General features: G+C 45.8%; 25 protein-coding genes and 3 tRNA genes. 7 read left to right on the top strand and 21 right to left on the bottom strand.

Features of this window, described 5'->3' with window-relative positions; translation table 11 throughout:
* Nucleotides 1-3: 3 nt before the first annotated feature.
* Nucleotides 4-237 carry a hypothetical protein gene (locus AC3WJC_RS12975; RefSeq protein ID WP_492399539.1) on the bottom strand — a complete coding sequence of 78 codons (234 nt, stop codon included), beginning with the start codon at nt 235-237 and terminating at the stop codon, nt 4-6.
* 189 nt (nt 238-426) lie between these two features.
* On the opposite strand from AC3WJC_RS12975, the gene AC3WJC_RS12970 reads away from it, so the two are divergent.
* Nucleotides 427-792, top strand: coding sequence for a VOC family protein (locus tag AC3WJC_RS12970; RefSeq protein WP_492399538.1), 366 nt, complete (start codon nt 427-429; stop codon nt 790-792).
* Nucleotides 793-796: 4 nt separating this feature from the next.
* Here the strand turns inward: AC3WJC_RS12970 and AC3WJC_RS12965 are convergent, their stop codons facing one another.
* Nucleotides 797-1369: a hypothetical protein gene (locus tag AC3WJC_RS12965; RefSeq protein ID WP_492399537.1), complete on the bottom strand. Its 573-nt coding sequence runs from the start codon at nt 1367-1369 to the stop codon at nt 797-799.
* A 207-nt stretch (nt 1370-1576) separates the two neighbouring features.
* Here AC3WJC_RS12965 and AC3WJC_RS12960 point away from each other — a divergent pair, with 207 nt between their 5' ends.
* From AC3WJC_RS12960 to AC3WJC_RS12950, 3 genes are all read left to right on the top strand, one after another.
* Entirely contained in the window at nt 1577-1981 is a 405-nt protein-coding gene (locus tag AC3WJC_RS12960) for a hypothetical protein (protein ID WP_492399536.1), read from the top strand.
* 50 nt (nt 1982-2031) lie between these two features.
* Nucleotides 2032-2346 carry a hypothetical protein gene (locus AC3WJC_RS12955; RefSeq protein WP_492399535.1) on the top strand — a complete coding sequence of 105 codons (315 nt, stop codon included), beginning with the start codon at nt 2032-2034 and terminating at the stop codon, nt 2344-2346.
* Between the two features lie 74 nt (nt 2347-2420).
* Entirely contained in the window at nt 2421-2861 is a 441-nt protein-coding gene (locus AC3WJC_RS12950) for a hypothetical protein (protein ID WP_492399534.1), read from the top strand.
* Between the two features lie 6 nt (nt 2862-2867).
* Here AC3WJC_RS12950 and AC3WJC_RS12945 read toward each other — a convergent pair.
* Nucleotides 2868-2951 (bottom strand) — tRNA-Leu (locus AC3WJC_RS12945).
* Nucleotides 2952-3011: 60 nt separating this feature from the next.
* A tRNA-Leu gene (locus AC3WJC_RS12940) sits at nt 3012-3095 on the bottom strand.
* Nucleotides 3096-3198: 103 nt separating this feature from the next.
* On the opposite strand from AC3WJC_RS12940, the gene AC3WJC_RS12935 reads away from it, so the two are divergent.
* From AC3WJC_RS12935 to AC3WJC_RS12925, 3 genes are all read left to right on the top strand, one after another.
* Nucleotides 3199-4209 (top strand): WD40/YVTN/BNR-like repeat-containing protein, encoded by a 1011-nt coding sequence (locus AC3WJC_RS12935; RefSeq protein WP_492399533.1) that lies wholly within the window; start codon nt 3199-3201, stop codon nt 4207-4209.
* A 131-nt stretch (nt 4210-4340) separates the two neighbouring features.
* Nucleotides 4341-4413 (top strand) — tRNA-Lys (locus tag AC3WJC_RS12930).
* A 416-nt stretch (nt 4414-4829) separates the two neighbouring features.
* Nucleotides 4830-6146, top strand: coding sequence for a site-specific integrase (locus AC3WJC_RS12925; protein ID WP_492399532.1), 1317 nt, complete (start codon nt 4830-4832; stop codon nt 6144-6146).
* Nucleotides 6147-6193: 47 nt separating this feature from the next.
* Here the strand turns inward: AC3WJC_RS12925 and AC3WJC_RS12920 are convergent, their stop codons facing one another.
* From AC3WJC_RS12920 to AC3WJC_RS12840, 17 genes are read right to left on the bottom strand one after another with little or no spacing between them, the layout of a single operon-like run.
* A complete protein-coding gene (locus AC3WJC_RS12920; protein ID WP_492399531.1) occupies nt 6194-6478 on the bottom strand; it encodes a hypothetical protein in 285 nt (94 codons plus the stop codon).
* Between the two features lie 4 nt (nt 6479-6482).
* On the bottom strand, nt 6483-6749 hold the full coding sequence (locus tag AC3WJC_RS12915; RefSeq protein WP_492399530.1) for a DNA-binding protein: 267 nt from the start codon (nt 6747-6749) through the stop codon (nt 6483-6485).
* A gap of 32 nt (nt 6750-6781) precedes the next feature.
* A complete protein-coding gene (locus tag AC3WJC_RS12910) occupies nt 6782-7072 on the bottom strand; it encodes a hypothetical protein (protein WP_492399529.1) in 291 nt (96 codons plus the stop codon).
* Nucleotides 7073-7075: 3 nt separating this feature from the next.
* The gene (locus AC3WJC_RS12905; RefSeq protein ID WP_492399528.1) at nt 7076-8131 is read right to left on the bottom strand and encodes a hypothetical protein; all 1056 of its coding nucleotides are present in this window, start codon (nt 8129-8131) and stop codon (nt 7076-7078) included.
* Between the two features lie 18 nt (nt 8132-8149).
* Nucleotides 8150-9286, bottom strand: coding sequence for a hypothetical protein (locus tag AC3WJC_RS12900; protein WP_492399527.1), 1137 nt, complete (start codon nt 9284-9286; stop codon nt 8150-8152).
* 12 nt (nt 9287-9298) lie between these two features.
* Nucleotides 9299-10126, bottom strand: a complete 828-nt coding sequence (traN, locus tag AC3WJC_RS12895; protein ID WP_492399526.1) for a conjugative transposon protein TraN — start codon at nt 10124-10126, stop codon at nt 9299-9301.
* A 19-nt stretch (nt 10127-10145) separates the two neighbouring features.
* Nucleotides 10146-11429 carry a conjugative transposon protein TraM gene (traM, locus tag AC3WJC_RS12890; RefSeq protein WP_492399525.1) on the bottom strand — a complete coding sequence of 428 codons (1284 nt, stop codon included), beginning with the start codon at nt 11427-11429 and terminating at the stop codon, nt 10146-10148.
* 2 nt (nt 11430-11431) lie between these two features.
* On the bottom strand, nt 11432-11911 hold the full coding sequence (locus AC3WJC_RS12885; protein ID WP_492399524.1) for a hypothetical protein: 480 nt from the start codon (nt 11909-11911) through the stop codon (nt 11432-11434).
* Nucleotides 11912-11920: 9 nt separating this feature from the next.
* On the bottom strand, nt 11921-12541 hold the full coding sequence (gene traK / locus AC3WJC_RS12880) for a conjugative transposon protein TraK (RefSeq protein ID WP_492399523.1): 621 nt from the start codon (nt 12539-12541) through the stop codon (nt 11921-11923).
* Nucleotides 12542-12556: 15 nt separating this feature from the next.
* Nucleotides 12557-13756: a conjugative transposon protein TraJ gene (gene traJ, locus AC3WJC_RS12875; RefSeq protein ID WP_492399522.1), complete on the bottom strand. Its 1200-nt coding sequence runs from the start codon at nt 13754-13756 to the stop codon at nt 12557-12559.
* 10 nt (nt 13757-13766) lie between these two features.
* Nucleotides 13767-14402, bottom strand: a complete 636-nt coding sequence (locus tag AC3WJC_RS12870; protein ID WP_492399521.1) for a TerB family tellurite resistance protein — start codon at nt 14400-14402, stop codon at nt 13767-13769.
* The gene (locus tag AC3WJC_RS12865) at nt 14399-15019 is read right to left on the bottom strand and encodes a hypothetical protein (protein ID WP_492399520.1); all 621 of its coding nucleotides are present in this window, start codon (nt 15017-15019) and stop codon (nt 14399-14401) included. The genes AC3WJC_RS12870 and AC3WJC_RS12865 overlap by 4 nt, the downstream gene beginning before the upstream one ends.
* Nucleotides 15020-15048: 29 nt before the next feature.
* Entirely contained in the window at nt 15049-15486 is a 438-nt protein-coding gene (locus tag AC3WJC_RS12860) for a hypothetical protein (RefSeq protein ID WP_492399519.1), read from the bottom strand.
* A gap of 10 nt (nt 15487-15496) precedes the next feature.
* Nucleotides 15497-16177, bottom strand: coding sequence for a conjugal transfer protein TraI (locus AC3WJC_RS12855; RefSeq protein WP_492399518.1), 681 nt, complete (start codon nt 16175-16177; stop codon nt 15497-15499).
* A gap of 3 nt (nt 16178-16180) precedes the next feature.
* On the bottom strand, nt 16181-18658 hold the full coding sequence (locus tag AC3WJC_RS12850; RefSeq protein ID WP_492399517.1) for a TraG family conjugative transposon ATPase: 2478 nt from the start codon (nt 18656-18658) through the stop codon (nt 16181-16183).
* 31 nt (nt 18659-18689) lie between these two features.
* Nucleotides 18690-19007: a DUF4133 domain-containing protein gene (locus AC3WJC_RS12845; protein ID WP_492399516.1), complete on the bottom strand. Its 318-nt coding sequence runs from the start codon at nt 19005-19007 to the stop codon at nt 18690-18692.
* Between the two features lie 11 nt (nt 19008-19018).
* Nucleotides 19019-24565 carry a helicase-like domain-containing protein gene (locus tag AC3WJC_RS12840; RefSeq protein WP_492399515.1) on the bottom strand — a complete coding sequence of 1849 codons (5547 nt, stop codon included), beginning with the start codon at nt 24563-24565 and terminating at the stop codon, nt 19019-19021.
* Nucleotides 24566-24579: the final 14 nt, after the last annotated feature.

Below are 24579 nucleotides of genomic sequence, written 5' to 3'. Positions count from 1 at the left end.
TTCTTACAAATCAAAAATAGGCGTACCTGGTTTTTCAGCCCCATGTTTCCTGGTATGCAGAATTATGCCAATGGTAAGTACCGCTATACAGATAAGCAATGTTGCCGTGATAATAAGATGCGTAACAGGTATTGAAGTTAAAGCTGACGAACCTGTTAAATACAACCCGAGGTCCGGAACAAGCAAACCTAATAACGGGAAGCTTAAAAATATTCTGAATTTTATAATATCTTCCATAAACTGATGTTTTTGTTACTACATTACAAATATATACACTTATTTGTTGGAATTTACATAAAAATTAAAAAAGAAATATTTAAGGTGATTATACATAGCTACATACAGTGATTTAACCCTTAATAATTAGTACCGGTGTTTTGTACAAATTCTTTCAGGATAAAAATTGCGTTTATATATATTAGCCCTATGATAAAAGCATTTTTAGGGTTACGTACAACCATATACAGAGTAACTGATTTACAGGCCGCCAAGGCATGGTACACACAAGCATTTCAAACTGAACCATACTTTGACGAGCCATATTATGTGGGCTTTAACATCGGCGGCTATGAGCTCGGCCTGCAGCCTGATGAGAGTACTACCGGTGATAATGTGGTTACTTATTGGGGAGTAAATGACATTAACGCACAATACGAACGTCTGATTCAGTTAGGTGCCCTTGCGCACGAAGCGCCGCAAAACGTAGGTGGAGATATTATGGTGGCAACGGTTAAGGATGCCTGGGGTAACCTGATCGGCCTGATCTATAATCCTAACTTTTCAGCAGAATAAACGCTTATTTCAGTTTGATATCGAACTTGCCGGTTACTTTATAAAGTACGGCATTTTTGCTGGTATCAGATGCCAGGAAGGTGGTGAAGGTGCCTTTGGCGGCAACATCATCCTTTTCGTTAACATATTTTTTTAGCGATAGCTTACCCAGGTCAAGCTCATGGGCGGACTTGCTGAGCGTATAAGCAGGAGACAATTTTTCATCCTTAAATAAAAACTGGCTTCCTTCAACCTTGGTGCTTGCCTTGCTTATAGCTTCGCCAAGGCCGCTTATGCCAAAGCTCATGGTATGGTCATCATTAATAGCGGTTATGCCGAAATATTGGTTGCCCGCGGTATCAACCCTTACAAAGGCAATGCTATCTGTAGCGGCATCAAATACAAAGGTACTGTCGTTAAAGGTAATGCTTAATTCGCCTGAGGTGGCAATGAAACTGCCGGACGATGATTGAGCAGTGCTGTCCGCGACATTTTTGTTAAAACTTTGCACATCCTCATCCTTACGGCATGAGCTTATAACCGCCGAAACGAAGAGCAAAAGCAGGAAAAATAAATGCGTAAACTTTTTAGTTTCCATCCGGACAGATTATGATTAAAAGTACAAATTAATTATTCACATAAGCAATAGCAAAACCATGGCCAATTGTCAATTTAACATTATTTAACTAAGCTAATTTTTAATAAAAGTTAAAAGGCCGGATATGGAAAATATTTCTCAAATTATTCTTTATATTTAAAGAAATATCTGTATATTTGTATTGTTCTTTTTAATCACACATAACTTATGTCTGTCAAATTCCAATCATCTGCTGCTTTTCAGCAAAGGGTAGATAATTATTTTATACAATACTGTACTGATATAACATCAACTGATAAAAAAGCAGAATCACCCACTTTTTGCGGAATGATACTTTACCTGGGCTTTAACAGTCGGGATGAATTCGCTGTTTATGAACAGCAAGGCCGCTTTGCCGAAACCGCCCGCAGGGCACGGCTGCAGATTGAAGCGGAGTATGAAAAGCGTTTACATCTGTCATCACCAACAGGGGCGGTTTTTGCCTTACGATCAATGGGCTGGGGTGGCGAACAGCAATATGGGCCGGTACAAATTAATCAACCGGTATTACAAATTGAGGTGCAGGGCAGTAAGGTTTTGCCTGCTAATAAGGAAGGTGATGTTGAGTTATAAACGGGAATTTATTATGCCAAATGTCATTTATTTCATAAATAGGTTTTTTGATGCAGACATCAGTATTATTTAATTATAATTACCAGGAAACAGCGCATATTATCGTTAACCAGGGCGGTACGTCATCCGGTAAAACTTATGCTATATTACAAGTGCTGTTTTGCCTGGCATGCGAAACCGGCGGATTAATTATTACTGTTTGCGGGCAGGATATGCCTAACCTGAAAGCAGGTGCCATACGCGACGCGCTCAACATTTATAAAAGCAACACACCGCTGATGGCGGCCATCAAAACATATAATAAAAGCGACCGCTTTTTTGAATTCATCAATGGCAGCGCAAGACGCACAATCACGCATAAATGAAATCAGGTTGAATGTGTTAGAAGGCCAGGTTGTTTTATTACAGGAGCAACTAAAAGACATAAACCATAAATAGTATGAATATAAAAGCGATTATAAAAACTATATTAAGTTTCGTTCAGAATATATTTTCAAAGATGCCGGTTGATATTAAAAAGGCCATAGCTTTAAGTGTTACCATAACTGAAAATCTAAAGAATTTTGTTGATTCTCCTTTTGCTGATTACCTTACAGCGTTAATACCCGGGGATGTTGATGATAGAACAAAAGAATGGCTGCGAGAGGAACTTCCACAAATACTGATAAAACTTAAATTGGCTTCATCTGATGATGATGCTACAATCTCGTCAGCCACAAAATCACTGAGCACAATGGATTCAAATATTAAAAGTGCCCATTTACATTGTTTTTCAATACTTTGCGCACAAGCTATAAGTGGGAATAAAATAAGCTGGAGTGATGGTGTATATCTGCTGGAATGGTATTACCAAAATAAGTACAAGCAGAATCAAGGTTGATTTGTGTGCCCAGAACGAGATTCGAACTCGTACATCCTTACGAATGCCACCCCCTCAAGATGGTGCGTCTACCAATTTCGCCACCTGGGCCTAACTCAATATTTACAAAAACAGATCAGCCATAAGCTGATCTGTTTTTGTTTTGGGGCGTGCCCGAGGAGAGACTCGAACTCTCAAGAGACAATTCTCAACGGCTTCTGAGACCGCAACGTTTACCAATTTCGCCACCCGGGCTTAAATGAGCCAATGGCTCAAATGAGGCTGCAAATATAATCGCTTTCAGCAAATAGTAAAAGAAAATGTTAAATCATTATACAAGCTGACTATATTAGAGATTATGAATAAATTCCTGATAATTCTTTTCGCACTGATTACGCCGTTAAGTATAACAAATCTGAGCCATGCTCAATCCGTAACATTAATTCCGCAAACTGTTACAGCAAGCATCAGGGGGATGTGTGTTGTGGATAATAAGGTAGCTTGGGTAAGCGGCAGTAAAGGTCATGTAGGCATAAGCATAGATGGGGGGCTTAACTGGAACTGGCAGCAGGTTAAAGGATACGAAACGGCCGATTTTAGGGACATGCAGGCATTCTCTGATAAAAAGGCAATTATTATTGCATCAGGCACGCCGGCATTGGTTCTTAAAACCATTGATGGTGGACATAGCTGGAAATTCGTTTTTCAAAATAATGACCCGGCTTATTTTTTAGATGCAATGGACTTTGCAGATGATAATCACGGCTACATTATGGGCGATCCCATTGATGATAAATTTTTACTGCTTGAAACTAAAGATGGAGGAGATACCTGGGCAAAAGTAGCTGATGCCCCTAAAGCTATACCAGGCGAGGCTGCTTTCGCTGCCAGCGGTACCTGTATGCGTATACAAAACGGGCAAATAATAATTGCTACAGGAGGTGCCGTTTCAAGATATATTTATTCTCCTGTTAAAAATATAAAGTGGCAATACGTAAACACACCACTGTTGCAAAGCAAGGATAGTCGCGGCGCTTTCGGAATAACTAAAACTAAAAGCAAAGTTATTATTGTAGGGGGTGATTATGCACTTCCGGCAAAGCATGACTCTGTTGCCGCGGTGTTAGTAAAATCAAATAAACTCAATCTGCCTGTAAAAATGCCCGCAGGTTTCCAGTCATGCGTTGAATATATTTCGGGTGATACATTTGTGGCCACCGGTACATCAGGTACTAATATTACAACTGATGGCGGCGTTACGTGGACGCAAATAGATAAGACAAGTTTTAACGTTTGCCTAAAAGCAAAGCATGGAAACCTCATACTATTGGCCGGGGATAAAGGTAAATTGGGCGTTTTGAAATTTTAGTGACTGTACATTAGTGAGTTATTATATTGTTGTAAAATATTTTTAAATAGCACTTGCACACATTAATTCAGACTCCTATATTTGCACCACTTTAAAGGGAACGGATATAACAATCCAAACTAATAAAGGATGATTCCGTAGCTCAGCTGGTAGAGCATAACACTTTTAATGTTGGGGTCCTGGGTTCGAATCCCAGCGGGATCACAGAAAGCCCAAATGTTGCGATAAGCGGCGTTTGGGCTTTTAAATATCAATCGTGGCAGAATCATGGCACTTTTGATTTTTCAAAGAAAGAAATCAGCGTTTACGCGGGCTTGGAGCATAAAGTTCCATTCCCTCATCGCCCACCACTTTCCAAGGAAAAAGATCGAAAAGTATCTTAAAAGCCTTTAAAACCTGCAAATTTTGGATTTGCAGGTTTTTTTATTTACCCCCTGTACACCCAAAATTTGCAAAAATGCACAAAGTTAACGTGGCAGATTCGTGGCACTTTTGTTAAAGAAAAAAAAGTGCCACAAAAATCAATGTAACATGTTGATTTACAACATGTAAAGCACGTTAACATCTTGATTAGAAAGCGCAATAGTTCGACATTTAATAACAATTTAAAAAGTTGAATTATGTTAGAGAGCAGCTTCGGGTTAAACTTCTTTTTGAAGACTCCCAAAAAAAAGACAAACAATGTAAGGTTCATCTACCTTAGGGTTACCGTAGACGGTATTCCGAAAGAGACTTCGACCAAACGCAAATGGGACATGACAAGATGGGACCAAAATGCGGAAAGGGCGATTGGCAACAGAGAAGATGCAAGGGCATTGAACTCGTTCCTGGATTCATTTACAGCGAAGGTCCATATGTTCAAAAGTGAGATACTGATTAAAGGAAATACCCTGACTTCACAAAAGATCATGGACTTTATCCTGGGCAAAAATGTTCCCAAAGTAAAAGTCCTGGATGAATTTCAATTGCATAACGATGAAATGTTAGCTCTTATCGGTAAAGGCGAATATGCACAGGGAACCCTTGACCGTTTCTTAATAACAAAATCACACGTTAAAGAATTTATAGGATTTAAATATAAAACAGAAGACCTGGAATTTAGGGAATTGAATTACGAGTTTGTAAAAGATTTCGATTTCTATCTCAGGACTGTAAAAAACTGTAGCAACAACACTACCCTTAAATATATTTCAAACTTTAAAAAGATCGTGTTACGGGCAATTGACAAGGATATTATCCCTTCCGATCCGTTCAGGAATTTTAAGGGCAAAAAGCTAAAGACCAATAAAAAGCCCTTAACAAGGGACGAGTTGTTTAAACTTGAGCACCATGACTTTTCAACTTCACGTTTGGGTGTTGTAAGGGATGTATTTGTATTCCAGTGCTACACCGGCCTTGCTTATATTGATGCTTTCAATCTGAAGCCCGAGGATATAAAAAACGGTATTGACGGAGAAAAATGGATCATGACCGAGCGTCAAAAGACAGGTTCAGAGACTAATGTACCGCTCCTGCCAAAGGCACTTGAGATAATTGAAAGATATAAAAATCATCCCCTATGCTTAAAGCGTCGTAGCGTCCTACCAGTCAAGTCAAACCAAAAGATGAATGCTTATCTTAAAGAAATAGCGGATATATGTGGTATCACATCGGAATTAAATACCCATAAGGCACGCCGAACCTTTGGCAGCACCGTAACTTTAGCCAATAACGTTCCCATTCACATCGTTAAAGAAATGCTTGGGCACCAATCTGTAAAACAAACTGAGGAATATGCTATTACCGAGCAGCAAAGCATCGGGCGTGAAATGCAGGGATTAAGGCAACGCCTTTCAAAAGAAAGCCCTGCTTCGGAAATTTCAATTGAAACGATATCAAGGATGCAGCAGGAACTTGATGAAATGAAAAGGAAATTGTCAATTCAACAAGCCTCATAAGGGATTACATACAGCAATTAAAATTAAAGCCTTAAAGAATTTAATCTTTAAGGCTTTATTAATTCTACCTCACTTCGGTATCCCGGATGGTATGAGGGGCGATAAATAATGTACCCCATATCCTGAAGTTCCTTGAAATATTTGTGATAGGTTGGCGCGGTACTTACATGAGAAAGCGCCATAATTCTGCTCCGGCTCACTTTTATTACTTTCTTTTGCCCCTGCCGGTAGCCCAGGTAAAGGATGGCAGTCAGGATGGCAAAGTGCCAGACCGAAAGGCGCTCATCCCTTTCAAGCAAAGCAAGGTATTTCAATAATTCTTCCGTTCCCATTGCGTTACTCGTCAAAAAGGTTCAACAAATCTGCTTTATTGTAATAGTATGAGCCGAGTATCTTCTTATACCTGACCTTGCCAGTTATCCGCAGGTTTTGCAGCGTGCCTGCTGACATATCCATCAGCCTGCGTACTACCTTGCTTTTAAGCCATTCCGGGTGCAGTGTGTCCGCTTCCTTGTTTTTATCCCGTTCCACCAATTGGCGGATATCATTCAGCAATACCATGCCGAACTGCCTTAAGTCATCTTTTGTCACCACATTTTCCATCGCTTCATTTTCTTAATGGATGCTTAATCAGTTTATTGGTCTTCCGGGAAATAGATCATACTCCCCATTTTCTTATTATTGGACGGCTCATAACGTATGTAGCCGTAGCGGTCAAGGTCGCCGACGCAACTATAATAGGTGTTGCGCAATACCTTCGCAATCTTCATTATATCGTGTCTAAAAACTTTTATAGGATTGGCAAAGCCCTCATTCACCCTGAACTTCCATAGCGCAACGTAAACGGCAATATGGGTCGGGCCAATGCGCCCGTCCTGCTGCGCCAGTGATAAAAATTCCGATAGGGGCTTTGACCTGTCCATCATTCTTTAAACTATCCGTAGACCCTGTTTCGTAGGCTGCTTTTCCTGTTCTTTCATTTGCTCCCTGTCGGCTATTTTGACCGCTTCCATTGTCTTGGCACCAATTGCCGTATTCATTGAAATTTTGCGGGAATGCTCATCATAGATGTTGACCGACTTATGCTGCGGGTTGGCCTCAATGAAGTAGCGCCGCTCGCTGCCATCTTTCAAGAAGCTGACTTCCGTACGGTTCCCTTGTTTCAGGTCGTCTTTTAATCTGTTCAGCCCATTGAAGTTTTGTAATTCTTTCAGCGGGAGCTGTTGCAGCATTTTGTCAAGGTCGTAACCATATCCGATTGGAAATTCTTTCATACGGTAGTTCCCCTGCGCGTCTTTGTCGTTAAGGTCAAACTGTAGCCATTTGCCGTCTTTCTCAACCGAACGTCCTGACAATAGATTGTACGCTTCAGTAGTACTGATTTCGTGTCCCTGCCGGGCATCGAAAAAGTGCTGCCGCTTCTCGGAAGGGTTTCCCTCATTGATAAGGCTCGTGTTAAAACCTTCAAATTGGTAGCGTCCGGTATGGTCTTTTGCAAATGACAATTGGTGTTCAAGCCTTTCTTTATCATTATGGTAGTACCCTGTGGAAAGCGAGAATTGCTGGTGCCCTTCGTCCATCTTTTTTGCAAGCTGTTCTACCAGGCCCCTAAATCCGGCGCGCTGCAACTGTAATTGCAACGCACCGGTATTTTGCTGGACCGACAGGCGGTCGATATATACCACCATCTGCTCCCTGACAGGCGCGACAAACAATTTGCGAAGCAGTCGCAAAAAGAAATTAGGATACAGCTGCCTTTCAATCTGCTTGCTTTCCTGCCTGAGTACCCGCAGTGCCATGCGTTCTTCTGAGCTATCTGTATTTTTAAACCTCGCGGCAATGCGATCATAATTACGCAGCTTTTCAGCAAGCAGCGCTCTGCTTTGGGCGAGGTCAACTGAAAACAATTGACCCAGGCGCTGCTCCCGTGCCCGCCATTCCTGCAAAGCTATTGCCACCCGGTTTAAAGGTTCCTGCACATTCATGATTAATGAATTAACGTATTACACTTTTTGTCCACGGTTCCTTTTAGCTTTGCTTTCGCCGCCCACCACTTCTGGATCGGTGACATTAGTTTTTTCTGCTTTTTTAGCAGACTGGCTTTCACCTTCAGCCTGTTTTTCAGATTTCGATTCGCGGGCGCCCAGCTTTTGCATGTTCTCATCGTACACATTGACACTTTTAAATTTTGGGTTGGCCTCAACAAACTGTTTAGTTTCCACCCCGTCAATTACTGCGTTGACTGACTGAATGTTCCCTTTTTTCAGGCTGTCCATCAGGTCAAGTTTGGAATTGTCGTATTTCAGTTCTTTAAGCGGATGCTTAGAGAGCGCGGCTTCAAGGTCATAACCATAGTTTTCACTATATTTTCTCAAGGCGAAGTTGCCCTTGTCGTCGCTCTGCCTCATGTCGAGCTGAACCCAGCTGTTGTACTTTTCACCCTCTTTATTAGTAAGGTCTTTGTTTACCGCACGTCCTTCCATGAGGTTGTAGGCCTCTTTGAGCGTGATGTTCTGGCCCTTGTTGATGTAAAAGGTCTGTTGCATCGCCTCTTCTTTGCCTTCCTTTTTCAGGCTGACATCGTAAGAATTGAAAAAATACATTTCACTTTGTTTTGACTTAGAGAAGTTCAATGTGGCATCCACCGTATCATTCCCGATCTTAGTGCTGTGCTGAAGCTTAAATTCATCGCCGCCTTTGTCAATTTTTGCCTGTATTTGCTTTGGCAGATCCTCGCCAAATCCTGTGTACTTTACCTGGTCTTGCAGGTATTCTAAATTTTTCTGGTTCATGTCCATGTTATTTTTATGTTTAATAGTTTCCGATTCGATGTGATAATAGGTTTTAAGCAATGTGGATAAGTCAATATAGCCGTCCTTCACTTCGAGCAGGCTGCTGTCTTCCATACCTTTTTCCATTGCACGGTAGAGCGGCCAGATGGGTTCATAATTGAAGAAGTCTAAATCGGTGCTCATCTCATGGCAGTATTCAACTGCATCGTAACTGTCATCGAAGGCGTTAAGATCCCGCACATCCGATACCCGCAGTACTGGGTCAAAGGCGATGTAGGCGTAACCCTCCGCATACAGGTCAGCCAAGCCTTCCATAACTGTGTTGTAATCTTCAAATGCTATTTTCATTTCCTGATCGGTTTAGGGTAAAAGCCTTGCCCTTACGAGCTGCCGGTTCTTGATGCGCACCTCCAAGTGCCTGCCGCCATTCTTTTCCATGAGCTGTATAGCCAGGTATTTTTTGTCGGGAATGGTAAATTTTGGCAGGGCAAATACAATGGCTTGCGTACTGTTTGCTTTTATCACCTTCGTATTGGTTTCTGTAAGAACCGGCGTTACTTCAATTTCCTGTGTGGCAGTTCGGTTGGCTTTTTGCTGGTCACGGATGAAGAACCGTAGCTGGCCAATATCGTAGCCGATATTGGTACGGTTCTCAATTTCCAGCCTGCAATAGATCACATCGTTATGGATAAAGAAACTGCGGATAAACAAGCTGACACCGGCCTTTCGGTCGTGGGTGACGCTTCCTTTTACCTTTGTGTTCAACGCCGCTTTAGCATATCGCGCGACTTCAGCCTTGTTGTAGTTCGCCTCTGAAAATGTAATGCTGTTTTTTATGGCACTTTCCGCAATTGATAAATTGAGTGTTTGTGGCTGCCTGCTATAATTCACAACAAAAGAGTTGAGCCTGCCGTCGGCGGTAATTACCGACAGGTTGGTTTCGGGGAAGCTATCCCGAGCTGCCTTAACCTGCAGGATGTTTTCCACGCCCTTTGCCTTTTGTGCAAGGATATAGCGGCTGCCACGGTCCACGCTGATAATGGCCTGCGGAAAAATAATGTTGGTTGTTTTGGACTGGCTTATCGAAAGTGGATAAGCAGCTATGGGCGCTGGCTGCTGCGCATTTACCCTGAATGCGCTTACTAATAGGGTTAATCCCAATGTCAAGATTGAAATGAATGCTTTCATCGTTAGTATGTTTAAAGGATTAATTATTCTGTATTTGAACCGTTACCTGCTTTTGCCTGCCGTCACGTAGCAGCACCTGGTAGCCAGCCTTGACGGTAACCTTTACAAGCTTTACTTTTTTGCTGAACAGTGTCTTAGCCGTTTCGATGCCTGCGCTGGCGGCCTGTCCCTGCCATGTAGGGTCAAGAGAGGTTAGGCCGATGCCCTGCACGCTGCGGTCAGCGGAATTTGCTGCTACATCCCGCGTAATGGCACCGGGGATGTGGATGCCGCTGAGCCCGTCCATATCGAACACTTCAAGTGCAACCGGGAATATGGAATTACCATAGCGGATATTGGTGATCTCAATATTCAGGCGCTCGCCACTGAGTGAGGCTACCCCGAAAATGAAACTGTCTTTAGGAATCTGTACCCCGTTTACTGCAATATCCTCCTGGAGGCGTAGCTTTACAATTCCCCCGTTTACCAGGGTTTGCGTTTCATTAATTACTGCCGGGATCGCGTTTTGGGCGGTAGTGTCGGTAGTGTTATCATCAAGTCCGTAAAAGCCGCTTTCGGTATTCTGGAAATACACATTATTATCCAAAAGCGTGACATTCGCTGCATCACCTGTTGCTACTTTGTAGGCTTGCTGCTGTTTTTGCTCCTTTGCTTTATCAAGCTGCTGCTTTACACGCTCGGGGTTTTGTATGTCCATAATTTTCTCCAGCATGGCGTTGAGCTGCGCCAGTTCCGGGTCGGCCTCTCCGGGCTGGTTCATGGCCTGCATCATCTTTTCCAGCTTTTCTACATCGGCCGTGCTGACTGTTGTCCCGCCGCGCGGCGTTTGTGCGTAAGCGCTGCTGGCAGATGGTGAGGTTGCCGGTTTATTCAGTTCTTTATTGAGTAGTTCCAGCTTGCGGTAAATATTTTCCGTATTAGGGTCGTTTCCAATCCCGCCGCCTACGGAGGTATTAAGCCCGCCGCTGGCCGTATTGTCCCTAAAAGGGTTACCAAATGGCTCAGCCTGCCCTTTGCTCATGTTAGCCTGGTCGTTACGTCTTTGCTCTCCAAGACGTGCTGAATCCTTTTGTGCCTGTGCGTAATAGCTCATCTTATCCATCGGCTTGTCCTCTTTAAGGTTCGCGCCGGGCAGGTTCAGGTTAAACCCTTTTGTTTGTAAGGATGCTGCTTCAGCGGCCTCCATTTTGCCGCCGCCCAATGCCCAAAAGGCAAGGGTAAGGAATGGCAGTACAAGCAGCGGTAGTACCAGCAGGAACTTGCGCTGGCGCTGCATTTTCGGTGTGATCTCTTCTTTTTTCATGATTATCTGTTTTTAAATTGCTGGTAATATTTTTCGACCTGCTTTACGCTGTCCATCAGCCCCGGCCTTGCTTTGGTTATACTGTCATAAATCCTTTTGCCTGACGGGTCACGGGCAAGGCTGTCCATGTAGTGGTGAAACCTTTCAATACGCTTATATTCTTTGCGTGAGATGCTGGCCTGCAATTCAGGTTCACCCATATCGCCCGTGTGGGCAGGTTTTCGGATTGAGCCGACCTTTAAGCTGGTAGCAGGTGCACCGGTAAAAGCGCTAACGATCAGGTAAGTGCTGTAACTTCCCATCAGTACCACAAGAAGGGCAAGTAATGTTATCCAGCCTCTTTTTGTTAGCCCCGCGGTACGGGCTGCCATCCAGTCAGCCCACGCCGATTTAATTTTATTATACCCGGTGTTTACCTTGCCACTTACCATTTGCTTTAGCGGTGAAGCCTCTTTGTCTTTGGATTTTCTAAATAATCTCATGGCTTTGCGTTAATGCCTTGCGGCGGTTTTCAGGTCCCGGTTCTCAATGGTGTTCCAGCGCTCGATCAGGAAACCATGCGGGTTGTTGTCGCTTCGCGACACATTGCGCAGTGCGCCTTCGGTCACAAGGCTGCGTGTGGTAAGGCTGGTAGGACGCGTGATGCTTTGCGTGGCATAACAGCGAAAGCGGTGCGGGTACTCAGCCACATCGACCATCACGCTGTCCACGCTGATAGTCTGGCTTACATTGCCGGAAATGAGCCCGGCGTAATAGCCGTTCTCCTTAAGGTCATCATACGCCCGCTTGGCGCTGCCATCGGCCAGGTACAGCGCTTTTGTGGTATTGGCTGCAATGGCCTTATCATCAGGGTCGAGCGTGAAGAACAGCTCATGGAAAGTCCTTACATGGTCGCGGGCTTCAACCGGCACGTTGTCTTTCCTGCCTGCGGAGAAAGCCTCCAATGCCTTACCCCCCGAAAGGATATACACCCTTGATTGTACTTCTGCTACCAATGCAAAGCTTTTCCAGATGGCGAAGCAGCAGATAGCAATACACCCAATCACAATGGCAATGGTAAATGCCTTTAAGTGACGTACCGCCGTATCGATATTTTTCATTTTTGTAAACATGATTTCCCCCTTTCTTTATGAATTACCTTTTAGTTTATCTGCCATATAAGCACCGGCAGTACCCGCAGCCGTATATGCACCTTTACCAGTCGCGATTGCTCCATCGTTTACTATTTTTGCTCCATCGTTCGCCGAGCTTAGGAAAGATCCTCCCGCAGCGGATGCCATAGAGGAACTGGTTTGGTAGGAACTACTCAGCATGCTTGTGACCTTTTGTTGTAAAGCGCCACCGCCTCCGGCGTGCACGATATAATTTGCTACGGATGGTACCGTGAAGTACCCCACAATACCGATGATCATGAACACGAGGTATGCTACATCCTGCTTGCTGAAAAATGTATCGCCCTGGTCGGCAATCTGCCCAAGGTCGTGTATGATCATTTTTTCCTGTATCTTTCCTATTATGGCACCGAAGATGTTGGCGACCGGTAGCCATAAAAAGATGTTGATGTAGCGGGATAGCCATGCGGTCAGGGTATGCTGCAACCCGTCAAATACCGCTAAACCGAACACCAAGGGGCCGAGTATAGCCAGTACGACCAGTTGGAACGTGCGCAGGGTGTCGATGCAAAGGGCAGCGGCCTGAAATAGCACTTCCAGCACTTCGCTCATCCATTCTTTGACCGAGTTCCGAAAATTGTAGTAAGCTTTTGACATGGCGAACCTCAGGTCATTACCAATCCCCTCGAACAGGCCTTCATTTGACGAAGATTGGCCATCATGGGTATATTGGTACCATTTTTCGCGATCGCCCTCACCATCGGCTCCTACATACATTTTCCAGGGATCAGTTTCCTTAATAGCGCGTTCTTTTTCAGCAAGTAACCGCTCGATGGCTTTGTTGGAATCTTCTACCATTGCCGCCGTTGCTGTTACAGTAGGTTTCATAACGCCGTTAATGATGCCAAGTACTGATGGGAACATCAGCACGCACATTCCGAGGGCAAAGGGCCTGAAGAGCGGGTAAAAATCAATAGGTTCTGCGTTTGCCAAATGCCGCCAAACGCGTGAGCTTATATACCACAGTGCCGCAAACCCGGCAATGCCCTGTCCAACGGAGATAAGTTGGCTGCACAGCGGTATCATCTCATCGTATAGCTCATCCAGCACGCCGTGCATGCTTTGCATCTGCTCTGCAACGCCCTGCGCATGGCTAAAAAAGGGCAAAAGCAATCCTGTTACCGCCATAAAGGCGGTTTTTGTTAGTCGTTTCATAATTGCTGATTTAGTCGTTTATACCATAGACACTTTTAGAAGTACGGGCATCGTTACGCTCTTTTGCCCGTTGCAAAGCCAGCACGGATGTGTCGTTATTGAAGCTGCGCAGAAACATGAGCTTGTCCATCATTTCGGCATGGATACGGTCAATTGCCTGAAGGCGCTCATCGTCGCTCATACGCGCCTGCCCGGCGGTAATGACCAGCAGCAGCTCGTCCAAATTGCGCAGGCTTTCCTTTAGCAGGTTATCGTAGACCTTGCCGAGGTAACCAATTTCTTGAGTATTGAAATTATCATCGGCTCGGAAACGGTTATACGCCGCGCGGTATTCGCTCACGAGCTTTACCTGGTAGTCCACAATTTCTGCGGCCTTGTAGTAATTGCGGACGGTCGGGCTAACGGCCATCAGCCCGTCAAGGAACGCTTTGTGCAGGCTGAAATTACCTTGCGAAATATCCTTAATGGTATTGTAGCCACCTTCAATAATTTGGTAACCCTTTTTCATATCGGAAAGGATTTGCTTAAACTGCGTAAGCTTCTCGATATTGAGCAGGAGTTGCTGCACCTCCTGTGATTGGGCGGAAGCCCTGTTTTGCACCATTCCAAATAGTACAAGAATCCATATTAAAAATGTCCTTTTCATTGCTCATTGAGGTTAATGCCGTTTAGGGTACGGCCAGTTATTGCATCGTTCTTATCGCGTATCCTTGCGATGGCAAGGGTTTTGGACTGGTTGCCAAAGCCACGGCAGAACTCCCAATTTTCCTGCATCTGGTTATAAAGGGTGTTGATGCGTTCCATACGCTCATTGTCCTTCATTTCAAGCTCTCCATCTGTTGTGACGGCGATAAGCTCATCGATCAGCGCTTCGCAATTGTCAAGCATCCTGCCGTAGGCCCTTTCGATATAATCCAGCTCGCTGCCATGAAACGCATCGCTGCCCGATAGCCAGCTGTAGGTGCGGTTATAATCCTGCACGATCTTCACCTGAAGGGCAATGATGTCAGCGACACGGGCATAGTTCTTTACCTCCGGGTTGACCGTACGCAGCGAGTTAAAGAACACATCGTGCAGGTTGAACTCGCCATCTGTGATATTACCAATGGTAGCAAGCCCTTCCTTGGCAATCTTATATCCTTTTTGGGCGTATTCAATGTATACCTTAAGGGCTGCAATTTGCTGGGTAAGGTATTTCTTTTGCGTCTTATTCTGCTTGAACCATTCGCTCCAGGTCTGGCCGCTTGCAACACCAAATGTCATCACGGCAATGCAGGTGATTATAAATGCTTTCATAACTTCATCCGTTTAATGTTTCTTTTTCTTAATTCGTTAGCTGGCACAGCCAGCCCTTTCAGCGTATCGCTTAATTGCTGTTTATCAGGTATATCTTTAGGCTGCGGTTCCTTTAGCAGTTGTCTTGACAATTCACCATTATAGGCACCGTTGTTATAGCTCAGATCTAAAAGCCTGATACTAAATTTTTCGTCTTTATAGGCGCAGGATATGTAACTGGATACATAAGGCGCACCCTGCTTTTCCCATACCGGGTAAGAAGACAAACTAAATGTTCCAGGGTCACGCTGCCCTGCAAATTCCTGCTGCACCCGCTTAAGGCCTGCCTCAACGGTATCGGTAAACTCAAACGAAGGGGAGTAAAACTGAGTAAGCCCCGTATATCCCTTAGCTTCAAAAAGCTTAAAAAGGTCATTCGCTGTAAATGCTTGCATACCACTTGCTCTATTGGATACCGTAAAGCTTTTTTATCACATCGGCCTCATGTGCATCTTTCGAGCGTTGCAGGCTCAGCACTGCATTCTGGCGGTTAAAGCGGGTCAGGTCGCTGTAATTCTCATCCACACGGTCGGCGGCTTCGTTGATCAGTTCCAGCCTTTTTGCATCACTCATGGTAGTAGCGAACGATTCTACCACAAGGGTAATCTGGTCAATGTTCTTCAGGCTCTCTTCCAGTATGCCTGCATACACCTTACCCATGTATTCAATTTCGTCCGCTGTAAAATGTTCGTCCTGCTGAAGCATACCCCAGGCGTGCTGGTATTCCTGTACGAGCCGCATTTGCTTTTGGCTGATGTCCCGGATACGCTGGTAATAGCTGATGATGGCTTTTACTTTGGCAAGCTCTTCGTAATACTTGGCGTATTGCTCCTTTTGCTTTTCAGTCCAGTCGGCTATTTCATCGAGCTTTAGTTTTGACAATGCATTCTCCAATGTCTTTTGCGCATTTTGCAGCCAAATGGTTTTGTTTTGCAGGCGCTGGATACGCAGGTCAATTGCCTTGACCACCCGCTTTACCGCGCCGGTTATAAAATCCAGCCCCGGTATCTGCGCATTTGCCTGCTGGGCAGGTACTGCCAGCCATAGCACAAGGGCTAAGCCTAAAATTCTGATACTCTTTTTCATCTTTTACATTTTTAAAGTCCCACTTCTTATATCCTGCGCCATAGCCGCGATCCCTTTGCGGATATCCCCGCCAAAGGTTGCAGCGTATTCCATCAACTTTACTTTCTCGGTCTGCTCTGTTGAGTAGGCCAAATATTCTTCGAGCGATACTTCTGTGCGATATACCTTGCTGAGCATCCCGCCCAGGGAGATGAATACTTCTTTGTATTTGCGTGCCGGGTCGTTGGCTTTGTTGACCGATAGCACGAGCGCTTTTTCCTTTTCGGTAAGGCCGAGCAATTCCTGGATCTGGTCGAATTTGTTTTGGTACTTGCTTTGGTCGAGCAGTATCTTGCAGTCGCTGTTGTTTATGATGGCCTGCTTTACCACGGGGGAGGAAATGATGTCTTCCACTTCCTGTGTTACTACAATGGCTTCCCCAAAAAACTTGCGGACGGTTTTAAAGAGGTATTTGATGTATTCTGCAAAGCCTTCCTTCATCAGCGCCTTCCATGCTTCTTCAATTAGGATCATCTTTCGGATGCCCTTCATTTTGCGCATCTTGTTGATGAATACCTCCATAATGATAATGGTCACCACAGGGAACAGTATCGGGTGGTCTTTAATGTTGTCCAGCTCAAATACAATAAAGCGCTCCTGCAATAAATTCAGGTTTTCCGTGGCGTTAAGCAGGTAATCAAACTCACCGCCCTTGTAGTATGGGCGCAGCACATACAGGAAATTATCCACGTCAAAATCCTTTTCCTTCACCCGGTCATCTTCCAGTACTTTTTTATAGGCATCCTGCAAAAACTCATAAAAGCTGTCAAAGCAGGCAAACACATCCGGGTGGCGTACCAGGTGATGGTAATAGCCGCTGATGGCATTCGATAGGGCTACATATTCGCTGCGCTTAAAGGCCTCGTCATCCTTTTTCCAAAGTGCCAGAAGTAACGTCTTGATACTTTCCTTTTTTTCAGTGTCAAGGCTGTCGCCTTCACCAATAAAGAAAGGGTTGAAACGGATGGGATTCTCTTCACTGTAGGTGAAGTAGTAGCCCTTAACCATATCGCACAGACCTTTGTAGCTGTGGCCCACATCTACGAGCACTACGTGCGTACCCTGCTCGTAATAGCTGCGTACCATGTGGTTGGTATAAAATGACTTGCCGCTGCCCGAAGGGCCAAGGATAAACTTATTGCGGTTGGTACAGATGCCCATCGTCATGGGCTCATCACTGATGTCCACATGTACGGGCTTGCCTGTAAGGCGGTCGCCCAGGCGGATGCCCACAGGGCTGAGCGATGTACGGTAGCCCGTTTCCAAATTAAGGAAGCAGGTAGCCTGCTCGGCGAAGGTATCAAAGGTGTCGTTCATCGGGAAGTCCGCCGCATTGCCCGGAATCCCCGCCCAGAATATCTGGGCTGCTCCCACAGTTTCCTGTTTGGCAACAGCGTCCATTTGTGCAAGTGCTGACGATACCATGTTCTTCAAATCCTTAAGTTCCTCTTTATTATCCGTCCACGCCAGTACATTAAAGTGCGCCTTTACCGGCAGGCGCTGCTGCCCGATGGCCTCATTCAGAAAATCATTAGTAGCATCACGGGCGATCATGTTCTCCCTGCTATAGGCAGACAGCGATTGCAGGCGCAGGCGTTTGGCTTCCAGCTTCTGGATCGTTTTCTGCGCGTCGTCTATAAAAACATACTGGTTATAGATGTGGTTGCAGGGCAAAAGCTGGCCGAGCGTTGACGCGAAACCAATACTGAATTTGGTACGGTCAGTGGAATACTTATCGTAGTTGATACGGCTGCCGCACAGCGCTGGCAAATCCTGCGCATCCGATAGCGTATAGAGCTGGCAATGGCGGTCGCCGACCTGCAAGCCCTCACCAAACTGGATATCGTTAACGATAAAGCTCTGATCCCTTTCAGAGAGGTAGCAGTATTTTTCAATAACACCGTGCGACCTGCTTTGGCTGAGCAGCTCACTTTCAGTTAGTCTTTTAAGCTTAACAAAGCCACTGTCTTCCATAATGCGGCAAAACTGGCCTGCATTATCCAAGAAGTCCTGAAGCAATTGTGGCTTAAGGGTTTCTTCCGGAACGATTGACCTTTTTAAAAGGCTTGAAAACATTGAGGTGGCTGTTTGCCTGTTTTGTGGCTTCTTGGTCAAAAAGATATAGCAGGTATGGTCCAAAAACGGGCGCTCGTTAAAGAAGCGTTCGCTGGCACGGCTTAAAAAGCTGTTGTCCTCTTTGGAAAAATCAGACTTGTGGCCGCTTTGCAAAAACCAGTCCTGCTTATGCAGCACCGTATGCTTGGGCAGTATCTTAATAGCCTTTATCCATGCCTGGTGGAAGGCCTCATACTCCTGGTCGGAGAGCGTGAAGATCTCCGGCAGCTCCGCTTTAAAGGCAATGGTCACATCGCCCATCTTGCTCAGGATGCAGTCATGCTGTACATCCATAATCGGTAACATATCATCCAGCACTCTTTCCATCTCTTTATCTTTTACCTTGTTTATTATTCAGTTATTTAGAAGCGGTGAAAATCCTGCGGCTGCGTGAGCGCAGTACCTTCGGCACCTGCTTTTTTGCCAGCGCCTTCATCAGGCCATACTCACCGTACTTGTTGCTCATTCCGTAGATTTTTACCACCAGTCCAGTACCTGCAAGCAGAATCACGCCAATGCAGAGGTACGACGGCAGGCCAACGAGGTACATTATGGCGAACAGGATAAGCAATGCCACCACTCCGCCACCCAAATACCATATGTACTGTGCCTTCAATCCCTTGAACTCAATTGAGGCATTTATGCCTTTGTTGATCTGATATACACTGTTTGCCATAATCTTATACTTTACATTCTCATTCCTTTACGCCTTGCATGTTGCAGGCTTTCACTTGTGGCCCTGGCAGGTTCCAGCACCATTGCCGTTTTTTCGGAAGCGTGATCTAATGGTTTCATCGCTATAATAGCGGCTTCTTTGCTGCTTGCAGGCACATGCTCATCATGCCCTTGATGCTCTAAAAGCTGTTTTTCCTGTATTTTAATGGCGATCTGCCGTTCAAGATTGGCGAGTTCGGTTTTCATCTGCTGCAATTCCGCCTCCTGCATAAAAGGCTTTTCTGTCAGTTTTTGCAGCTTTGGTATTTCGGTATCCAGCCGCTGTACTTCCTTTTCGTATTTCTCTTTCAGGTGCACCACCCGGTCAATGGCATTGAGGAAATGCCGCGCCGCCAACTTGGGATTATCAATATTGGGCTGACCATCATTAAAAGCGTACTTGATGCCGTCACTCCCGCGCTGCGCGTAGAAGCTGTTGGAATATCGGTACTCGTAGCTGCCATTTTCCTCATAGGCTTTGCGATTCCGTTTGATGTACAGGTTAAAGCCGTACAATTCACCAACCTGTTTGGGCTGGTCAAGGTCTACGGGTCTCCAATCCTTGTATAGTTGGATGATCTTATTGCCAATTACCTCAGGGTCGCTGCTTGCAATGCTTTCCAGTTTAACGGGGTTAACTTTACTGCCTTCGGTATCATATTGCAACTTGCTTAAATAGATTGTGCTGTCGGCAGTCAGTTTTTCAAGCGTACCCTTAGTTTTTACAAGGTCGTATTGCAGCCCTTCCATCTGGTAGCGGTTACGGGATACCTCCCGGAAGTGGGATTGCTTCAGGCTTTCCATCACCGCCACTTTCTTTTCCAGCTTGCTTTTCTCCAGTAGCGAAGTATCCCCCGAAAGGATGGCGATGTATTCCGAGAAGTTCATACCGCTTTTCTCGTCCATAGCGCCCTCGTCAATGGTGCGCACGTTAAGCTCGCAGTTCTTCATTTGCGAGATGAAGGTCTGCTTGTTTTTAAGCAGGTTGAACTTGTAGTTGTCCAGGGATTGCTCGACGGCGTACACATAGTTCTGTACCTTATTTTCATAATGTTCCTTGGCCAAAAAGTTGCCTTGCCTCGCACCGCGCCCGTTGCGCTGCTCCAGCTCCGAAGGTTTCCACGGGATGTCCAGGTGGTGCATGGCTACCACACGCTGCTGAACGTTGAGTCCGGTCCCTGCTTTTTCGGTGGAGCCGATTAGGATACGTATCTCACCCCGGTTCATTTTGCGGAACAGCTCGGGTTTACGCTTGTCGGTCCAGTCGTGGATGAACGTCACCTCATGTGCCGGGATGCCCAGGTCGCGCACCAGCTTTTCTTTTAGCGCATCGTAAATATTGAACTCTCCCGGTTTAGGTGTGCCGATATCACAAAAGGCGATCTGTGTGCCTTTATGTGGGGTGCTTTCCTTGTAGATCCCGGCAATCTTCCGCGCGGCGGTATTGACCTTGCTGTCCGGGTGGTCGCCGTACGCCGGGCTGATCAGGCGCATGTCGGCGGCCATCTTTTTGGCATAGTTGGTCGCAATGAGCATACGGGCGTTGTCTTCACTCTTTGTCAGCGGCGCACGGCCTATGAGCGTGGCATCGCCACTCTTGGCAAACTTCATGAGCCTTTCAATGAAACGGCTTTGCTCCGGTGTCGGCTTGATGTTGACCAGCGTCTCATTCAGCTCCGGCTTTTCCAGCCTGATATGCTTAGCCGTTTTGTAATCTGTGATCTCATTGTAAAATAGCGCCAGTTCCGGTACCTTGATAAAATGGCGGAAGCGTTCTTTGGCAATGATCTCATTAGTTACGCTGAACTCAAAGTCAGTGGTCTTGCGGGCAAACACCGCCGCCCAACCGTCGAAGTTCTCAATGTGCTGGCGCTCCATTTCTTTTGGGCGCAGGTATTTGAAGAGCAGGTACATCTCAGTCAGCGAATTGCTGATGGGTGTACCCGATAAGAAAGTAGCGCAGAGGTCTGAATCAAACTTGTCCTGAAGTGTGCGAACAGCAAAAAGCATATTGAGCGCCTTTTGGCTGCCTTCCATATTGCCCAAACCTGCTACGCGATTGTGGCGCGTGGTAAAAGTCAGGTTCTTAAATTTGTGCGCCTCATCTATGAATAGGTGATCGATGCCCATCTCCCTGAAATTGATGCCGGTGTCTTTCTTTTCCTCAATGCTTTTCTCAATGCTTTTAAGTTTGTTTTCGAGGTTATTCCGGCGTATTTCCAGCCCTTTGAGCATCTTTTTAGAGATGTCGCCGCCCAAATCCCGCACGGTATCCAAATCCCTTTCGATGCAATCAAGCTCCTGCTGAAAAATCTGCGTTTGTATCTGCGGCGACTGGGGTATTTTACCGAACTGGTCATGGGTTAGGATGATACAGTCCCAATTGTTGTTCTTGATCTCGTGAAATATGCGCATCCTTTGCGCAGGTGTAAAGTCATTCTGTCCCGGAAAAAGTATGCGTGCATTAGGGTAGGCTTTCTTATAGGTCTCTGCGATTTGGTCCACATTCGCTTTAAGTGCTATGATCATCGGCTTGTGCAGTATGCCAAGCCTTTTCATCTCCTGTGCCGCTACGATCATTGTGAGGGTCTTGCCTAGGCCGACCTCGTGGTCCACCAATGCGCCACGGTTTTGGATGATGCGCCAGGCCGCATTTTTCTGTGATGAATACAGATCTTCGATACCGAGTGCCTTATTATCCAGCCCCGGGAACTTAAGGTGGCTACCATCAAATTCCCGCAGCACATAACAGTTGAAGGTTTCGTTATACAGGTTTTCAATTTGTTTTTTCTCCCTGTCCGGCAGATCCTGCAAGTAGCTGATAAAGCCGCTTCGCATCTGCTCAATTTTCTGGTGCGCCAGTTGGATGGCTTCATTATCCGGCAGGCGGATGGTTTTACCCGCCCGTTCAACTTCATAAGTAAAGAAGGGCGTAGTGTTCTCCAAGGCATGTTCCAATAAAGTATAGCCGTAGGTCTTCCGTCCATTTTTCGGTGTTACAGCAAACTCGGTAGACACCTTGATGTTCATACCAGTGCTCACCTTAAAAGCATCCAGTGACGGGAAATAGTTAATATCTACCGGCTGCTCGAACAGCTCCGCTGCAAACTGCTCGTAGTACTTAAGCGGTATCCAGCGCTCCCCAAGGTTAAATTCCAGCAGCTCAAACGGGATGCGCTCGGGCTGCACCTTTTCAAGTGCTTCTACGCTGCGCTTTAGCTGTACATTATCCGGCTGGCTTTCCAGTTCTTTGCTGGCAAGGCGCAACTTTTCTACAACGTTGCCGCTCAGGTACTGGTCTGCGGTTTCCCATGCATTATTTAAAGGATTTTGGTAAATGTGGTGGCCCATGCGGCTGATGGCCTCCGGTTCTTCCACACTCATGGCAGCGCTGATGAATTGCAGGTCTACCTTGCCGGTATCGTTCAGGCTGTGGGCCAGCGCTTCAATAGGGTCATCGGTGGTAAAGCGTTCCTTGGTATGCTGCACCGAACCCGTTAAAATATCCGCTTTTACAAAACGCTCGCCCTCACGGCGCTCTAAAGAGGCAATTGTAACCAGGCCAAAAGCCGTATCCTCCAGTATACGCCTGCGGTTCTCGACGCTGTTCAAAATGCCGTAACCCAATACAAAGTCATCATACTGCTTTAGTAAAGCTTCTCGCTGCGCGATAGCGATGGGCTCACCTGATACTTCCTTTGCAGAAAGTTCAAGGTAGTTGTCCCGCAATCCAATGTACCGTTCAAAAAAAGCGGTGCCCGGTTGCCCGGCAACAGGCTGGAATTGTGCGCTTTTAAATTCGGCATCCGGCTCTTTAATAATACCGACCTTCCCGTTATGTATGACCAGCGTACCACCCTTATAAAAAGGTTTTAACCCGGTAAAGGGAAGCTGCGCTTCGGGCCTGAATTGGAACATACCTTCCAGTGTGCGGTCGCCATCATATTTAAAGGCGTGGTCAAAACGCTGGAGCTTGTTCGATAAGGCCTTTAGTTCGTGGCCGAGCAGCCGTGCATCCATCCAGTTGGCCGAAAAGCCGTCAATTTCCTTTACATTGCTGTACAGCTTGTAGAGGTAGCGGTTTGTTTTATGCTGTTTGGCTGTAAGCAATACCACATTCTCATGCAGGGGGGTATCCGTTGTACGGATGGTACTAATGATACGGGCAGTATCTTTCTGGACAACGGTTTCATCCATTGGATTAACATACGCAAGCGCGCGGTTAATGCTCTCAGCCGGGGCCATATCAAAGAGGCCAAGCTGTACGGATGCAGTTGGTACTTTGCTTTCCGGCATAGGCAGGTAGGTCAGCTTTTCACCGGGTGTTTGATTTGTGGCAGCTTGCTGTTCAGGCTTAGCTTTATTAAATAGTGCGGCATTTACACCCAATACAATGTCTTCTGAAAGGCCTTTGTAAAGCTTGCCTGAGATGTCGCTGATATCCCCGTCCTGCCAAACCAATTGATTTGCTTGACCATATTGGTTGCGGCCAGCACTGATACGGTTACCTATGATAACATTAGGGTATGTTGTGATGTAGGTGTTTTGGTAGTAACTGCCAAACTCATTTTGTTGCTTATCACTTACAACCAGCAATTGCTCATCTGTAGATAGACGATCTTTACCGGTATTTTTCTGTACGATGACCAAGTGGTTGGGCGCTTCGGTATTGCCCGTTTCCTTCATCAGGTTGTCCGGCATGACGGTAAGACTGACAAAATCAGCATGCTCAAACAGGTATTTCCGTACTGAAGCGTTGGACGGCCCATTAAGGAATGCATCAGTGGTAATGTAGGCCATCAGCCCGCCTTCGGCAAGCTTGTCAAGCCCTTTGGCAAAGAAATAGTTGTGTATCTTGCCAGATAGTTCATTGCCCGGATAAGCCGGGTCATAGACAGAAAAATTACCAAAGGGGATGTTGCTGACTACAAGGTCGTAAGTGCCATTGTCTTTTACAGGAGCTTCTTCAAAACCACTGATATGGGTATCAGCCATTACGCCGAGTGAACTGTTGATGGCTGAAAGTATCAGCCCTGTTAGCTTATCCTTTTCAACCGCCGTGATCTTTTCCAGGGATGGAAATGCCTTAGCTGCTTCGGTTATAAAAACGCCACTACCGGCCGAAGGCTCATACAAGCTTTTGGGTTGTATGCCTTGCTCTTTTAATACTTTGTAAAAGGTCTGCGGTACCACTTCAGGTGTGTAGAAAGCGGTAAGGACACTGTTGCGAAGTGAAGCGACAATCTCCTTATACTGGTTTTCAGGATAATGTGCTTTTAGCAAGTCGTGAAGTTCCATTATCCTGCCATGTAGCTTCAGGTCTTCTTTTGTAGCGCCGTTTGCCCTCCACTCTTCCTGTGAGCCATAAGGGTACAGGATGGCCTTGATGCCGCCGAAACCAGCATAAGCTCGCAAGGCATCTATATCGCGATTGGAAAGCGATTCGCCATTCTGATAATCCAGTGCAAATTTAATCGCGCGGATATTATCGTCTAACTTATGGGAAGTATTATAAGCCATCTCAGCACATTTTC

It is taken from the genome of Mucilaginibacter sp. FW306-07-L (genome assembly GCF_058782065.1).
Note: the sequence above shows the minus strand (reverse complement) of the source record. Positions and strands in the feature narration are given on the sequence as shown.